The sequence below is a fragment of the Pseudoglutamicibacter albus genome, from assembly GCF_031458175.1.
In the GTDB taxonomy this organism is placed as follows: domain Bacteria; phylum Actinomycetota; class Actinomycetes; order Actinomycetales; family Micrococcaceae; genus Pseudoglutamicibacter; species Pseudoglutamicibacter albus.
Genome location: NZ_JAVDXX010000001.1, coordinates 1482129 through 1497596 on the forward strand (window position 1 = coordinate 1482129; position 15468 = coordinate 1497596).

The 15468-nt window shown below is 60.4% G+C and carries 11 protein-coding genes; 6 read left to right on the top strand and 5 right to left on the bottom strand.

Annotation, left to right across the window (positions count from 1 at the left end; genetic code table 11):
- Positions 1–73 precede the first annotated feature (73 nt).
- The gene (gene ychF, locus J2S67_RS06475) at positions 74–1153 is read right to left on the bottom strand and encodes a redox-regulated ATPase YchF (RefSeq protein WP_239446572.1); all 1080 of its coding nucleotides are present in this window, start codon (positions 1151–1153) and stop codon (positions 74–76) included.
- A 249-nt stretch (positions 1154–1402) separates the two neighbouring features.
- On the opposite strand from ychF, the gene J2S67_RS06480 reads away from it, so the two are divergent.
- Together J2S67_RS06480 and J2S67_RS06485 are read left to right on the top strand one after the other, a co-directional pair.
- Positions 1403–6163 carry a lamin tail domain-containing protein gene (locus J2S67_RS06480; protein WP_310247389.1) on the top strand — a complete coding sequence of 1587 codons (4761 nt, stop codon included), beginning with the start codon at positions 1403–1405 and terminating at the stop codon, positions 6161–6163.
- A 187-nt stretch (positions 6164–6350) separates the two neighbouring features.
- Positions 6351–7562, top strand: a complete 1212-nt coding sequence (locus J2S67_RS06485; protein WP_310247391.1) for a DNA recombination protein RmuC — start codon at positions 6351–6353, stop codon at positions 7560–7562.
- A 16-nt stretch (positions 7563–7578) separates the two neighbouring features.
- Here the strand turns inward: J2S67_RS06485 and J2S67_RS06490 are convergent, their stop codons facing one another.
- Together J2S67_RS06490 and J2S67_RS06495 are read right to left on the bottom strand one after the other, a co-directional pair.
- The gene (locus J2S67_RS06490; protein WP_310247394.1) at positions 7579–8664 is read right to left on the bottom strand and encodes a 4-hydroxy-3-methylbut-2-enyl diphosphate reductase; all 1086 of its coding nucleotides are present in this window, start codon (positions 8662–8664) and stop codon (positions 7579–7581) included.
- A 3-nt stretch (positions 8665–8667) separates the two neighbouring features.
- A complete protein-coding gene (locus tag J2S67_RS06495; protein WP_035754325.1) occupies positions 8668–9567 on the bottom strand; it encodes a hypothetical protein in 900 nt (299 codons plus the stop codon).
- Between the two features lie 126 nt (positions 9568–9693).
- Between J2S67_RS06495 and xseA the strand changes: the two genes are divergently transcribed.
- The gene (xseA, locus tag J2S67_RS06500; RefSeq protein WP_310247399.1) at positions 9694–11067 is read left to right on the top strand and encodes an exodeoxyribonuclease VII large subunit; all 1374 of its coding nucleotides are present in this window, start codon (positions 9694–9696) and stop codon (positions 11065–11067) included.
- A gap of 34 nt (positions 11068–11101) precedes the next feature.
- Positions 11102–11380, top strand: coding sequence for an exodeoxyribonuclease VII small subunit (locus tag J2S67_RS06505; protein WP_035754326.1), 279 nt, complete (start codon positions 11102–11104; stop codon positions 11378–11380).
- A 9-nt stretch (positions 11381–11389) separates the two neighbouring features.
- Here J2S67_RS06505 and J2S67_RS06510 read toward each other — a convergent pair whose 3' ends face one another.
- Together J2S67_RS06510 and J2S67_RS06515 are read right to left on the bottom strand one after the other, a co-directional pair.
- Positions 11390–12619 (bottom strand): pyridoxal phosphate-dependent aminotransferase, encoded by a 1230-nt coding sequence (locus J2S67_RS06510; protein WP_070507771.1) that lies wholly within the window; start codon positions 12617–12619, stop codon positions 11390–11392.
- Between the two features lie 112 nt (positions 12620–12731).
- A complete protein-coding gene (locus J2S67_RS06515) occupies positions 12732–13691 on the bottom strand; it encodes a UbiA family prenyltransferase (RefSeq protein ID WP_070507772.1) in 960 nt (319 codons plus the stop codon).
- A gap of 203 nt (positions 13692–13894) precedes the next feature.
- Between J2S67_RS06515 and J2S67_RS06520 the strand changes: the two genes are divergently transcribed.
- Positions 13895–14476 (top strand): 5-formyltetrahydrofolate cyclo-ligase, encoded by a 582-nt coding sequence (locus J2S67_RS06520; RefSeq protein WP_310247405.1) that lies wholly within the window; start codon positions 13895–13897, stop codon positions 14474–14476.
- 170 nt (positions 14477–14646) lie between these two features.
- Entirely contained in the window at positions 14647–15384 is a 738-nt protein-coding gene (cpaB, locus tag J2S67_RS06525) for a Flp pilus assembly protein CpaB (RefSeq protein ID WP_239446604.1), read from the top strand.
- Positions 15385–15468: the final 84 nt, after the last annotated feature.

Below are 15468 nucleotides of genomic sequence, written 5' to 3' on the forward strand. Positions count from 1 at the left end.
CGCCCACCAGCATCATTTCACAGCCGACAGAGTGTTTGAGGCCATGCAACCGTGAGGTCCAACCGGAACTCGACTAAACGTTAAATCTAAATTCGACGACGTCGCCGTCCTGCATAATGTATTCCTTGCCTTCAAGACGCACACGGCCCGCGGCCTTCGCGGCCTGCATCGAGCCCGCCGCGATCAGGTCGTCGAACGAAACAACCTCGGCACGGATGAACCCGCGCTGGAAATCCGTGTGAATCACGCCGGCCGCCTCAGGCGCGGTAGCACCCTGCTTGATCGTCCACGCACGCGTCTCCTTCGGGCCCGCCGTCAAATACGACTGCAAACCAAGCGCCTCATAGCCAGCCTTCGCAAGCTGCTCCAGACCAGACTCCTCAATGCCAGCGTCAGCGAGCATCTCCGCCGCATCGTCCTCATCAAGTTCCGCAAGCTCCGCCTCAAACTGGGCGTTCAAGAACACCGAAACCGCAGGCGCAACCGACTCCGCAAGCGAAGCCTTCAGCTCCTCGTCCGCAAGCCCATCGTCATCCAGGTTGAACACGTAAATGAACGGCTTAGCGGTCAGCAACTGCAGTGGCTTCAGCTCGTCCAGATCCACCTCATCGCGGGCAGAGAACAGGGTGCGGCCATCAGAGAGGATCTTCTCGGCCTGCTCAACCGCCTCAACGTAGGCCTTGCTGACCTTCTTGTTCGTCAGCTCCTTCTGCAGCCGCGGCAACGCCTTCTCCACAGACTGCAGGTCCGCCAGGGCAAGCTCAGTGGTGATGACGTCAATGTCCGATGCCGGATCAACTTCCCCAGCGACGTGGACAACATCGGAATCCTGGAAGCCGCGGGTCACCTGGCAGATCGCGTCCGCCTCACGAATGTTCGCGAGGAACTGGTTACCGAGCCCCTCCCCCTCGGACGCACCCTTCACGATGCCAGCGATATCAACGAAAGACACGGTTGCCGGCAGGATCTTCTCCGAACCGAAAATCTCCGCAAGCTGCGGCAGGCGCGAATCCGGGAGCGGCACCACACCCACGTTCGGTTCGATCGTCGCGAACGGATAGTTCGCCGCCAAAACATCAGCACGGGTCAAAGCGTTAAACATAGTGGACTTGCCCACATTCGGGAGCCCAACGATTCCAATAGTAAGAGCCACGCCCACCATTCTACGTGGCGCCGGACAGATAGACGCCGGACGCGTACCGGCGGGTGCGGGCTGCGTTGCGGCGGACAAGCTCCGGCGGCTGCACCTCGGCGAGTGCAGGTTGCGTTCACGTTAAAACCCTGTGACCGGCGGGGATACTCGTGTTCCCTAACCATCACGGCCGATTCACTGACCTGTTGCGTTGGTTCTGTAGAGCTTGGAGTGTCCCTGACCTTGACACTCCACCCGAAAGTGAAGGACATGAAACCTTCGAGGTTCACCTCTCGCCGCAACAGCAACACCAACAAGGTCCTTGCCGCAGCGGTCTTAAGTTTCTCGCTCGCATCCGCGCCCATCCTCGCGCCGGCCACCGCATCGGCAGCAAGCAGCGCCGCACACACGCTGCGGGCTGATCAGCTCGTCCAGCCAGACGCAGATACTGCGCCGCTCACCGTGACCGAACTCGATAGCGGCAACGACAACACCACGACGCGCGACTACCCTTTCGTCGAGCTGACCAACCCCGGCTCTAAGCCAGTCACGATCGGTAAAGACGGCCTCAACCTCAGCTATATCACCGAAGACACCACAAAGACGGCCAACGATGTTGAGCTTGAGGTCGATGCGCCCGTCACCATCAAACCTAACGAGAAGGTTGTGCTGTGGCTGACCCCGCAACGCGAGAACGCCTCCGAAGCGGCTGGCGAGGCATCCGCTGAGGCACGCGACGGCGCCAAGGCCTCCGGCAAGCCACAGGCAACGCAGGAAGACATCGCGGCTTTCAAGAAAGCGTGGAAGCTCAAAGACTCAGCCCGTGTTGAGATCGCGCACGGCCTGGAAAGCAAGGTAGAGAAGACGTTCGGCCTTCGCATCTCCGACTCGCAAGGTAAAGAACTCACCCGAGCGTTCACCTCAACAGAAACCGCCGAACCGAGCGATGTTGCAGAACCCGGCGAGACCGCAGAGCCGAGCCAGCCAGCAGAGCCGAACGAATCGGCAGCACCAACGGATGCTGAATCCCCAGCTGAGACCACGGAACCAACCGAGTCTGCGTCCGAGCAGCCATCCGAGTCCTCTTCCGACGGCCCGTCGGAGTCGCCGTCGGGTTCAGCGTCGCCTTCGGAATCTGCTGACCCGAGCAAGGAACCTGCCCCGGCGGCAGGTAACCTCGGCAAGCTGCTGATCACGGAGCTCGTCCCGGATTCGACCAACGTTGGTGGCTCGGATGGATACGAGTTCATTGAGATCTACAACCCCACCAACACCGCGATCAACCTGCGCGACTACCAGCTCCACTACCTCTATATCCTCAACGACCTCACCATCACTAACTCCGCTGAATGGCCGATGGAACCGCACGATGCGGTGGTTGAGCCGGGTAAAACCGTGGTCGTATGGATCAAAAACGGGCCTAACGACAACCTGAGCGCGGAAGACTTCGCGAAGCATTACGGGGTCAACCTCGAAGACTTCACCCTGGTTGAGAACAAGTCCGCCGGCATGGCCAACGGAAGCCCCCGCGGTATGGAACTGCGCACCCGCACGGGTGAGAAAGTCCACCGCGTCAACTACAACGTGACCGGCGAGAAAGACCCAGCCAAAGACATCGGCATCCACTACGCCGCCAACCCTGATGATCCGGGTAACGCGAACATCCTCGAAAAGAGCGCGGCAACCCCGGGCTCCATCAAGCCAGAACAAGCTCCCGGCAGCGTCATCGACATCCCGGAAGATGCTGAAGCCCCGGTCATCAAAGACCAGAGCCCTAAGTCACTGGACCCCAACAAGAACGGTGAACTGAAGTTCAAGATCACCGACAACGTCCAGGTACGCCGAGTAGAGCTCACCCTCTCCTCCAACGCCGATCCCGAACCGCAGGTCCACAACGTCACCAACAACGGCGACGGAAACTATACGTTCACCATCCCGAAAGCAGACCTGCTCGGTAAGCGCTACTTCGAATACACCGTCACCGCAAGCGACGGAACCAACGAAACCACCACCGAAAAGGTGCGTATCCCGCTCGATGGCGTCAACACGGATCCGATGCGGCTCAACGTCAAAGATGGTGAGTTCGTGCGCGGAACCGTCCCCATCTCGGTGGCATCTGACACCCCGGGCGAAAAACTCGGGGTCTGCGTCAACGACAAGCCACTCACCGATACCCACGCTTCACTCGAAAAAGCACCGACCTTCGCGTTCGAAACCTCCCAAACTGACACCTTCTTCCGCAACGGTGTGCTCGTCGACGGCGACGTCCTCCACATCTTCGACGAAGGCACCTACGCCGAATGGGCCACCGTCTCAACCGATGTGCCACTCACCTACGTGACCGCCGGAAAACCACTCCAGGTCGACATCGCCGCCGGCACGAAAGCCGCACCAGGCCCAGACCCGAACGAAAACAACGACGACTTCGTGGTCCGCAACGTCCGGCTCGTCCTCCCCGACGGCCGCACCCTCCGGGCACCAGGTTGGGAGGACCCCACCCAAATCATCCAGATGGGTGACTCTACCGGCAAAGTCGAAGTCCTCGAAGCGCTCTTCACCATCCCAGAAGACGCCTACAACGCCCAGGCCGCCCAATGGGACTCCACCACCGTGGCCGACGGCGAACACACCGTGTGCGGAACCAGTCCCGACGGCACCCGCACCGAACGAACCATCAAAGTCGACAACACAGCCCCCGCCATCACCACATCCGTAAAGGACGGAGAAGAGAAACGCGGCGGCTTCACCATCGACTTCGACGCAACGGATAAAGGCTCCGGACTCGACACGATCGAAGCCACCCTCAACGGCGAAAAGATCGACAACGGCACCGAACTCTCCAGCGTGACCATGCCAGCCGGCACCCACACCCTGGAAATCACCGCCAAAGACAAGATCGGCAACGTATCCAAACGGACCCTGACCTTCACCACCCCCGTTGAACAACCCAACGGAACCATCTCCAACCAAGCCGGCGCCATCCTCAACGTCTGCACCCCAGGCTCACTGACAGCCCGCGTATCTGACCCGAGCGGTGACCCACTCACCGTGTCCTTCCGCGAAGGCCACACCTCAAGCCTCGAAAACGAGACCCTCACAGCTGTGAGCGGAACCGTCAACAACGCCAACCAAACCGAACGGAACGGCGACACGCTCACTGCCGGGGGCACCACCACATCGGACACTGAGCTTCCATTCCACGCGTTCACCACCGCGGTACCGGAAGACGCCGGCAAGGACGCCCTCGTACGCGTCGCATGGGAAGGCACAACCGACCCCGGCGCCCGCATCCGCCTGCTCGTGTGGAACACGGCAACCAACGCCTACCAAGAAGTCGATGTGGCACTCACCGACAAGAAAACCGGCGAAGCCACACTCGAGGCGATGGTGCCGCTAGGTGAACACGCCGTAGACGGCGAAATCCGCGCCGTAGTCCAACACTCCGAAGGCTGGGCCGGGCCTAACCTCTCCGGACGCGACAGCGCCGTAGAGCCATACCACCCAGACGACACCCCACGCAGCGAATACGACTTCACCTTCGCGTGGGAAACCGACACCCAGTACTACAACGAGTCCTTCTACGACCACCAGATCGCCATCCACAACTATCTGCTGGAACGCCGCGAACCGCTCAACCTGCAGTACCTCTTCCACACCGGCGACATCGTCGATAAAGCCGAGCAACAGTTCCAGTGGGACAACGCCAACAAGGCCTACAAGATGCTCGATGACGCCGGCCTCCCCTACGGCGTGCTCGCCGGTAACCACGACGTCGGGCACATGAGCAACGACTTCACCGAATACTCCAAGAACTTCGGTGCCCACCGCTTTGCACACAACCCGTGGTATGGCGGCTCATACCAGAACAACCGCGGCCACTACGACCTCATCACCGCAGGCGGCCACGACTTCATCATGCTCTACATGGGTTGGGCCCCAGGCGATGAAGAGATCGCGTGGATGAACGAAGTGCTCAAGGCATACCCTGAACGCACCGCGATCATCAACCTCCACGAATACATGCTCACCACCGGTGGGCTCGGCCCGATCCCGCAAAGGATCTACGACGAGGTGATCACCCCGAACCCGAACGTCCGCGCCGTGATGAGCGGCCACTACCACGATGCCTACACGCGAGTGGACCGCTTCGATGACAACGGCGACGGCGAAGCCGAACGCACCGTAACCCAGATGCTGTTCGACTACCAGGCGCTACCCGAAGGCGGCCAAGGCTTCCTACGGCTCATGCACTTCGACAACAAGGGCCAGCACGTGAAAGTCCGCACCTTCTCGCCATCGCTGAAGCAATACAACGCCGAAGACGCGACGCTGGAGCCAGAACACCAAGAGTTCACGCTCAGCTACGACGCCTTAGGCCTCGAAGCGAGAACCAAGTCCCTCACCACAGCCAAGGCACGCGTGGACGTGCTCACCGCGAAGGAACTCGGGTCGGTAGAAAACGTCGAATCCGACACCGAAGCCAAGGTTTCCGTTGAAAACCTCAGCGACGGCGACCACACCATCTACGTTCTAACAACCGACCCATACGGCGCCAAGCACTACTCCGCGCTGCAACGCGTCACCATCCAAGGCGGCGACTGCGACATCGAGAAACCAGACAACCCAGGCACCGACGTCGAACCCGAAAAGCCGGGCGAACCGGGGAAGCCAGGCGAACCGGGGAAGCCGGGTAAACCTGGCGACGATGCGGCGCCGGGCAAGCCAGATGATTCGGGCAAGTCGGGCACACCCGCTAAGCCAAGCGCACCTGCTAAACCTATTGCGCCGGGTAAGCCGGGCGGGCCAGGCGGTCCGGGTAAGGCACCGGATGGTGACTCCGCGGGCGCCGGGGCTACGGGTAACGGGGCTACGGGTGCCGGCGATACCAGCCCTCGACAGCACCAACCGAACCGCCCCGCTGTGGCTCTCGCGGCAACCGGCGCTGATGTCACAGCCCTCGGCCTGGCAGCCGTAGCCCTCACGATGGGCGGCGCAGCCATGGCATGGATGTTGCGGCGACGCACACGCTGACCTAGCCACACAAGCTAGGCACAACCAGCCGGCTCCAGCTAGTAGCTAAGGCTGGCTACATAACCGATGCGGTGGTTCCCTCTAAATGGAGGGAACCACCGCTGCATTGCAGGAAAGCTCATGCCACGTTTCCGCAAAAACCTGTGCCGCGTTTCAAACTGTCAGGGGGTCTTGAGAAGCTAGAGGCATGGAGGCTATTTCAATTCTTTTGGCGGTTCTCGCGCTCATTATCGGACTTGTTCTTGGCGCGTTCGCCGCACTTCGTTGGGGCCCGGGTTCCGCGGAGCGAGGCGAGATCGAGCGGTTACGCTCCACCGTGGATCAGTTGCGCTCCGGGCTCGAACAAGCACATGAAGCCGAATCCCGTGCCCGCGCAGAGGCCGCGGGAGCACTCGGGCGAGCCGACGTTCTAGAACGCACCCAAGCTGAGTACGAAGCGCAGAAGGCCGAGCAGGAGAACACCGAGAACCAGATCCTGCGCACGCTGGCACCCATGACGACCAAGCTCCACGAGCTCGGGATCACCGTCAACAGCATGGAAAAGCAACGCAACCGGCACGACGCAACCCTCCAGGAACAGTTACGCCACCTAATAGAGCACGACCAGAAACTGCTCACCACAACCACAGCGCTCGCCGGGGCGCTCAAAGACACCTCCAAACGCGGCTCGTGGGGCGAGATTCAGCTGCGCCGCATCGTCGAGCTAGCCGGGATGACCCGCCACGTCGATTTCACCGAACAAGCCTCCGTACGCTCCCGCGACGAAGCACCAGGGGGCAGGCCAGACATGGTCGTGCACCTGCCAGGCAAAGGGAACATCGCTGTGGACGCTAAAGCTCCATTCCCAGACGCCGAAACCTTCAGTGACCAACGCGAATACGAGCTCACCACGGCCAAAGTGCTCGAAGACCGCATCAAAGAGCTCAGCAAACGCTCCTACCAGACCGTGCTCGAGGGTAGCCCAGATGTCGTCGTGTGCTTCGTGCCCGCCGAATCGATGCTGTCGCGTGCGCTCGATGTCCGGCCGCAACTACTCGACACCGCGTTTGCGAACAACGTTGTTCTCGCATCCCCCAACACGTTGCTTGCGATCCTCAAAGGGCTCGCCGTGTCATGGCGTCAACACCAACTCACCGACAACGCGAACGCCCTCTACAAGGAAGCGAAAACACTGCACGAACGCATCGGGATCGTGCTCGGGCATTTCAACGAACACGGTAAAGCCCTCAACCACAGCGTTGAAAGCTACAACCGGATCCTCAGCTCCATGAACGTACGGCTACTACCGAGCCTGCGGCGCATCCAAGAACTCGACCCAGCCATCGGGCCAACCAACGCCGAAAACAACCTCGCCGCCCTCGACGCCAGTGCCAACCCGACCCCGCACGTCAATGACTAGCCCTATGTCGCAAAGGCTATGTGGTTGGGCGTGCGCCGCGGCCACCTAGCACGCGGGAATCGTCGCCGTCCTCACGCAACTTCACGCGAAGCTCCTTCGGTAGCGAGAACAAGATGTCCTCCTCCGCCGTCACAACCGGCTCGACAACGTCATAACCGTACTCAGCCAGAAGATCCAGAACCTCCTGAACCAAAACATCAGGAACAGAAGCACCCGAAGAAACGCCTACCGTGGCAACGCCCTCAAACCAGGACTCATCCACCTCACGCGCAAAGTCCACCAGCTCCGCACGCTTAGCGCCGTACTGCAACGCGACCTCAACCAACCGGACCGAGTTGGACGAGTTCGTCGACCCGACCACAATCACCAAGTCAGCGCGCGGCGCCAGCTCCTTAATGGCAGACTGCCGGTTCGTGGTCGCATAACAAATATCGTCCGATGGCGGGTCCTGGAGATTAGGGAAACGCTCACGCAGAATCTCCACGATCTCCATTGTCTCGTCAACCGACAACGTTGTCTGAGACAGCCACCGCACCGAATCAGGGTTCTTCACCTGAACCGTGCGGGCCTCCTCAACGTCGTTCACGATCGTGGTCACCACAGGCGCCTCACCGTAGGTGCCCTCAACCTCTTCGTGTCCATCATGACCAATCAAGAGAATCTCTTGACCAGCCTTCGCGAAACGCACCGCCTCACGGTGAACCTTCGTCACCAAAGGGCACGTCGCATCAATCGTGCGCAAATTCCTCTGCGCCGCTTCCTCGTGCACAGCAGGGGAAACACCATGCGCAGAGAAAACCACCATCGCGCCCTCAGGTACCTCGTCGGTCTCCTCCACGAAGATCGCGCCGCGTTCCTCCAACGTCTCAACAACGTGACGGTTATGCACAATCTGCTTACGCACATAGATCGGCGGACCGAAATGTTCCAAAGCCTTCTCAACCGTGATGACCGCACGGTCAACACCCGCGCAATAACCACGCGGCTCAGCCAAAAGCACACGCTTTGGCCCACTCACCTCAGCCGCAGCCTCAACCTCTTCACGAGAACGGCGCACACGCGGAACCGGAGGTAACCCCAAAGAAACAGCAGCACTCGACATACTTCAGTATTCTACCGACCGCCGCCGAGCACGGCCCACCGCCAAACCAATCAGCCCCAACACAAGCAGCCCACCGCCGGCCGCAGTCACAGGCAGACCGATCGAAGACGTCACATCCCTAATACCCAGAATGAACGGACGCGCCAACGGCTCCGAAACCACACGAGCAGAGGTATCCAACATGCCGGTCAGCCCCAAAACCAACGCACCGAACGCCAATGCCACAACCCCGGCCGCCACGAACGGTACCGCTCGGCGCCGCGCAATCAGCAACGCAAGAATGAACGATGCGGCAGACACCACCGCGTATGCCTCCCAATGCGCGGACTGCTGCACCTGCATCGTCAACATCGGGATCCCGACCGCTGAAATAGGGATCTGCTCCGTAATACTGAACCGCATGCGCCACTGATCCCCAAACACAGCACCAGACTTAGGGATCACCGAACGTAGCCCCGGGACCTGTTCCGTCGACTGATCAAGCACCTGCTCAACCTTGCGGTTCACTTGCTTCGCAAACGGATCTAGAATCAACGGAATGTCGCCAGCGGAAGCATGCCCCGAACGCACCTGATCAACATAGGCTGCACGGGACTCATCCAGGCTTTGCAGCCACGCACTGTGTGCCTCCGGAGTATCCAAAACCGTATTGACAACCTTGCCCAACGGTTCTTCAAGCAGCCGTTCCAGCTCAGAGTTTTGCACGTTAATGTTCTGGAACAGTGTCTCGTTCGCGTTCTTCGTCAACCGTTCACGCACCTGCGGATCATCAATCACCGGCCCGTACAACTGCTTGATCTCGTCCGGATGCCCTAAGAACCCATCGACCCGGAAACCGGCCCACGCGAAAGCACCGCACACGGCAGCTACCGCCGCAAGGAAGACAGCCAAAACATTACGCACAGTTCAACATCCCATCTCAGGGTTCTACGGTGTGGATAAACAAGATCCTATCCACATGCTTAGCCGAACCCCCTCATAATCAGGTCTAATGGTGTGTATGCACCAACGGGAAGGAAACACACGGGCATGACCGAAACACCCGATGCGCCTCAACCATCCGGTGATCCTCAAGCACCTGGTGGGCCTCAAGCACTCGACGCGGCGCTGCAGCTTCCACATACCGAAGCCGTGCCCACCCCCGACCCGCAGCGCACCTTGGCACCCACCGCCGCGGAAACCACTGACGAAAATCCGTGGCCGCTCAGCTACTTTGCGCACAACCTTAAAACCCACATCGAACGTGTCTCCAATACGTGGGTCGAAGGCCAGCTCATCGAGGTCAACCATCGGCGCGGTTCTGTCTTCGCGACCATGCGTGACCTCGAAGAGGAAGCGTCCCTATCGCTTGCGATCTGGGGTGACGTCGCACGCTCGCTGGAAACCCGGCCCGACGTTGGGCAGCGTGTCGTGGCACGCATCAAGCCGAACTTCTGGCTCAAGACCGGCCGCCTATCGATGCGGGTCACCGACATGAAGCCCGTGGGCGAAGGCGAGCTCTTGCTCCGGCTTGAAAAGCTCCGTCGCTCACTCGCCGCAGAGGGCCTGTTCGATCCCGACCGTAAGAAACCGATCCCGTTCCTTCCGCAACGCATCGGTCTGATCACAGGCGCACACTCCGATGCGGAGAAGGACGTGCTACGCAACGCTGAGCTGCGTTGGCCGGCCGTCGCGTTCGAGGTCCGGCACGTCGCGGTCCAAGGCACCCGCAACGTGCCCGAAGTGCTCGCAGCGCTTGAAGACCTCGATGCAGACCCGCAGGTGGACGTCATCGTGATCGCGCGCGGCGGCGGCTCACTCGAAGACCTCCTCGGTTTCAGCGATGAACGCATCATCCGAGCCGTCGCTTCCGCCCAGACCCCCGTGGTTTCCGCGATCGGGCACGAGAACGACCGCCCCATCCTCGACGACGTCGCAGACCTGCGCGCATCCACCCCAACGGATGCCGCCAAACGCATCATCCCGGACGTCGCGGTAGAGAAAGCGACCATCCTCGAAGGGCTCACGCGTATTAACGCGGCGATGAACACGATGCTCGCCCGTGCCCGCACCGACCTCGAGGACCGCCGTTCCCGCCCCGTGCTCAAACAGCCTGAACGGATGGTCGAGGAACGCCGTACCGAGCTGAGTCAGTGGGAGGGCCGCCTCGAAATCTCGATGCGCACTGCACTCACCCATTCGCGTCAAGAAGTAACGCACTTACTCGACCGGGTCCGTTCGCTCTCCCCGCAGAAGACACTCGAACGCGGCTACTCAGTGCTCCAAGACAGCACCACCGGGCGCGTCATCATGCACACCGAGCAAGCCCCCGAAGGCAGCGAACTCACCGCGAGGCTCAGCGATGGGACACTTCTGCTCACTTCCGCAGGCGCACGGATCGCTTCTGCAGATACACAGGACTAACCCAAACCAACTACAACCGATGTGAGGTCACCACATGACGGAAAACCCAACCGAACGCCCAGACGTCTCCACGTTGTCCTATGAACAGGCCCGAGCCGAGCTCATCAACGTCGTGCAGCGGCTTGAAGCCGGCGGAGCAACGCTTGAGGAATCCCTCGAACTGTGGGAACGCGGTGAACAGCTCGCCCAACGCTGCCAAGCATGGCTCGACGGCGCGCAAGCCAAACTCGATGCCGCTAAAGCCCGCCGTGAGGAACAGGAAGAAACAGCGGCGCCGGCTGCCCCATCCGAAGATGGAACAACCGGCGCCTAAAACCTGTACTTAGAAACGTACGCCGCGCTCGCGTAGGCCTTCGAGGTATTCCTCGATCCGGTCTAGAGCCTCGTTGAGCAGGTTCACGCCCGGCAAGAACACGAGCCGGAAGTGGTCCGGGTTCGGCCAGTTGAAACCGGTGCCCTGCGTGACCAGGATGCGTTGCTGCCGCAACAGGTCCAGCGCGAACTGTTCGTCATCCTTGATCGGGTAGACCTCCGGGTCAAGACGAGGGAACAGATACAGCGAACCGCTGGCCTGCTGAACGGAGACACCCGGGATCGCTTTCAAACGGTGATAGGCCACATCGCGCTGATCCAAGAGGCGGCCACCGGGCAGAATCAGGTCATTGATCGACTGGTAACCGCCCAACGCGGTCTGGATCGCGTGCTGCGCTGGAACGTTGGCGCACAAACGCATGTTCGTGAGCAGGTCGAGGCCCTCGATGTAGTCGGAGGCAGTGTGTTTAGGGCCGGAGATAGCCATCCAACCGGACCGGTAGCCACACACGCGGTAGGCCTTCGAAAGCCCAGAGAATGACAACGTCACAACGTCATCAGACAGCGACGCCATGTTATGCATCTGGGCGCCGTCATAGGTGATCTTCTCGTAGATCTCGTCCGCGAAAACCACGAGTCCATGCTTGCGGGCAAGCTCCAAAATACCCTCAAGGGTGTGCTTTGGATAGACAGCACCGGTCGGGTTGTTCGGGTTGATCACCACGATGCCCTTGGTGCGTGGGGTGATCTTGTTCGCCATGTCCTCGAGGTCCGGCAGCCACCCTTCTTCCTCGACGCACATGTAGTGGATGGGCTTACCACCCGCCAGCGAGGTCGCGGCGGTCCACAACGGATAGTCAGGGGCCGGGATCAGGACCTCGTCACCCTGATTCAGCAACGCGTTGAGGCTCAACTGGATCAGTTCAGAGACACCGTTGCCGAGGTAGATGTCATCCACTCCGATGCTCTGGATACCTTTGGTCTGGTAGTACTGGCTCACAGCGGTGCGGGCCGACAAAATGCCCTTAGAATCCGAGTAGCCTTGCGCGTGCGGAAGGTTGCGGATCATGTCAACCAACACCGCATCGGGCGCTTCAAAACCGAACGGCGCGGGGTTGCCGATGTTCAGTTTCAGGACCCGGTTGCCCTGCTCTTCGATGCGTTGCGCTTCCTTAAGTACAGGCCCGCGAATGTCGTAGAGAACATTGTTGAGCTTGGCTGACTGTTTGATTTCCGACATTCTTCCATCCAATCATGAAGAAAAAGACGCCGATCACGAACGTGATCGACGCCTCTCAAAGATTACCCCGATATGTCACACACCGGAATAACCCACGCGTGCGTGCTCTGCTTTATGCCCTGCGGCGACTCATGATGCCGTCCAAGTCCAGCGCTTCCTGGAGACGTTCACGCTCAGCACGTTCACGCTCAGACTTACGGATCGAGGTAACCTCTTCAGGCTTCTTCTCTTCCTCCGCCTGGAACGGTTCGGCCTTCTCGCGGTGAGCCTCAGGCTTAGACGCGTAGCCAGGGGCCGGAACCTTGTGCGGAACCCAGCCTTTACCGGCCTTAGTCGCTTCAGCCACGCGCTGTGCTTCCTCCGAGCCTTCTTCGGTCTCGGCGTCGGCTTCTGCCTCGGTATCGGCATCAGCGTCTAGTTCATCCTCAGCGGCGGCAGCAGCTTCTGCCGCCGCCTTTTCAGCCTCAGCTTTACGCAACGCCTCAGTATCAGCTACGAAATCGAACGGAACTTCCGAGGCGGATACTTTCGGCGCCGGTTCCTCAACTACGTCCTGTTCCGCGCTTTTCTCGGCATCTGAACCAGTAGCAGACTGCCCCTGAGCGTCGCTATCCTCCTCAGTGTTGCTGTGCTGTTCAGGCGCGGCTGTTCCGCGCTGGGCTGACGTGTTCTCCGTGCCTGCGGCGGATGCGGAGCTTTCTACATCCATTTTGGACGCATCGGACGTATTCTGCTCGGTGGATTGTTTCTTATCTTCCGAAGACTCAGCCTTGATCGCGGCATCCGAGTTCTGCGCAGGTTTACCCTGCTCGTGCTGCGCGGCAACCTGTTTCGCTGCGCGCTTCCACGCTTCTTGACGGCGCTCCTGAACAGCCCACGTACGTAACGTGATCAACGTTCCGAAAGCGATCAGGAAGCAGACGAGCGGCCACCACCAGCTCATCGGCGTCAGTGCGGCGAGCCCCACGAAAACTGGCGCGCCCACCAAAGCTAGGGCACCAATCAGTGCTGCGCTAAATCGTCCCCAACGGATCTTGAGGCGTCCTTGTGAGCGCTGTGCATCTGCGGTCATGCGCCCTCCTCGGTAGATTGAAGATAGGTCGAAAAGCTTTTCTCAAATAACGCTAACGACATAGAACACAAGAACACGGGAGTTCATCCGGTGTGTTGTTACTAAACTACAGCAATGTAAGTGCAATTCCGCAAGTTTGGCGACAAACTATTGTCCCAAGATGTTCCCGGAGCTTTCCTGTGAAAAAACACAGCAAAAGGGTGATGCGATCACTGATCCGCTCTGCGCGTCGCCTACGCGGCGGCGAAGCTAGGCGGTCAGCAGCCTCCGGTTTTGCGGCCCATGCCCCAGACGTGTTGCGTCTTGCTCGGCGCGTAACGCCGGGCGGAACAGCGCCAGTGGTCCTCGCCTACATTGCAGCTGATACCGAACCAGATGTCTCCCTCGCCATGCGCGAGTTATACGATGCAGGCGCTTGTGTTGCGGTTCCTCGCAGCCTGCCAGGCGCTCGCATGAGCTGGGTGCGTTGGGCGCCGGACCTCCCCATCACGACGGGAACGGTCGCACCTGTGCCGGAACCTGCCGGCGGGAAGGAACTGACACTCCCCCGGCATCCGATGCTGGTCATATTGCCCGCCTTAGCCGTTGATGCCGCAGGCGTACGGCTGGGGCAGGGCGGAGGATTCTATGACCGTTTCGTTGAAACCCTCCCACAAGGCTCAGTCTTGATCGCTGCTGTGTTCGAGGACGAGCTGTATCCGGCTGGCGATGTACCCGCCGAGCCGTGGGACGCGGTGGCCAACTACGCCTGGACCCCGGAAGGCCTTCACCAGCTGGGCCGCTGACCCATTGCGGCGAACCCAGCCGAATTCACGCTCGCGGTACCCAACCGTTTCCCGTACCGGTTCCTGTGTTTCTACTGTTCCAGTATTCACACCACATGCACCCCGGGGCTTCATCCACATTTTCGGCGCCACACCTACCCTGGCTAGCGGTGGCGGCCAGGCTGGTGTGCATGAAGCTGATTTCAAACCATCGGTCACCGCAGTCTGGCTCGCGAACCCACACCCCACGCACCTCTGCGGGGCGCCTAGCTAAGCCCCGCCGCACGCCGGCGGAGTGGTGGCATTCGCATCGGCGGCTCGTGGCCGCGGCGAGCGCTTTCGGCTTTGTTGGGCTTGGATTGAGCATTGTGTCGGATCACGCGCCGCAGCGGGTCAGTGTTGTTGCGCCGGCTCATGATGTTGCGGCAGGGAAAGCGCTGACTTCCGGGGATCTAACAACCGTGGAACTGCTGGGTTCTGCACCGGAGGGGGCGTTGACGCAAGCGTCTGTGATTGAGGGGCAGTCGCTTACGGTGGATTGGCCTGCTGGGGTGCCGTTGCACGAGGCGGCGATTGCTGGCTCTGAGATGTTGCGTGAGGTCTCCCCTGGGCATGCTGCTGTGGGTGTCTCGCTGTCGCACACGGTCTCCGCGGGCTTCTTGAGGCGTGGGGATCAAGTTGATGTTGTGTTGACGCGTGCAGATGAAGTGGGCGATGTGCACACCGAGGTGATCGCAGCACGCGCCAAGGTCTTGTGGGCGGGTTCACCGGATACCGCTGCCGATTGGCTCCCTTTGGGTAAACAGGACTCCGAGGGAGCGATTGTGGTGCTGGAGGTCAAAGAAGATCAAGCCCCGGTGGTTTCGGCGGCGCATCAGCGCGGAAGTGTCACGTTGGTCATTCGCCGTCCAGGAGGGAAGGGCGACTGACGTGAACGGAGTGATATACGGGTGCATCGAGGGTGCCAGGCACGCCGAGTCTAGGTTCACCGGGACCAGGTCCACCGTGGCCGG

Excerpts from the sequence above, each read along its gene's own strand:
- J2S67_RS06480 (WP_310247389.1), top strand. The coding sequence starts at position 1,403 with ATGAAACCTTCGAGGTTCACCTCTCGCCGCAACAGCAACACCAACAAG.
- J2S67_RS06485 (WP_310247391.1), top strand. The coding sequence starts at position 6,351 with ATGGAGGCTATTTCAATTCTTTTGGCGGTTCTCGCGCTCATTATCGGA.
- J2S67_RS06490 (WP_310247394.1), bottom strand. The coding sequence starts at position 8,664 with ATGTCGAGTGCTGCTGTTTCTTTGGGGTTACCTCCGGTTCCGCGTGTG.
- xseA (WP_310247399.1), top strand. The coding sequence starts at position 9,694 with ATGACCGAAACACCCGATGCGCCTCAACCATCCGGTGATCCTCAAGCA.
- J2S67_RS06505 (WP_035754326.1), top strand. The coding sequence starts at position 11,102 with ATGACGGAAAACCCAACCGAACGCCCAGACGTCTCCACGTTGTCCTAT.
- J2S67_RS06510 (WP_070507771.1), bottom strand. The coding sequence starts at position 12,619 with ATGTCGGAAATCAAACAGTCAGCCAAGCTCAACAATGTTCTCTACGAC.
- J2S67_RS06515 (WP_070507772.1), bottom strand. The coding sequence starts at position 13,691 with ATGACCGCAGATGCACAGCGCTCACAAGGACGCCTCAAGATCCGTTGG.
- J2S67_RS06520 (WP_310247405.1), top strand. The coding sequence starts at position 13,895 with ATGCGATCACTGATCCGCTCTGCGCGTCGCCTACGCGGCGGCGAAGCT.
- cpaB (WP_239446604.1), top strand. The coding sequence starts at position 14,647 with ATGAAGCTGATTTCAAACCATCGGTCACCGCAGTCTGGCTCGCGAACC.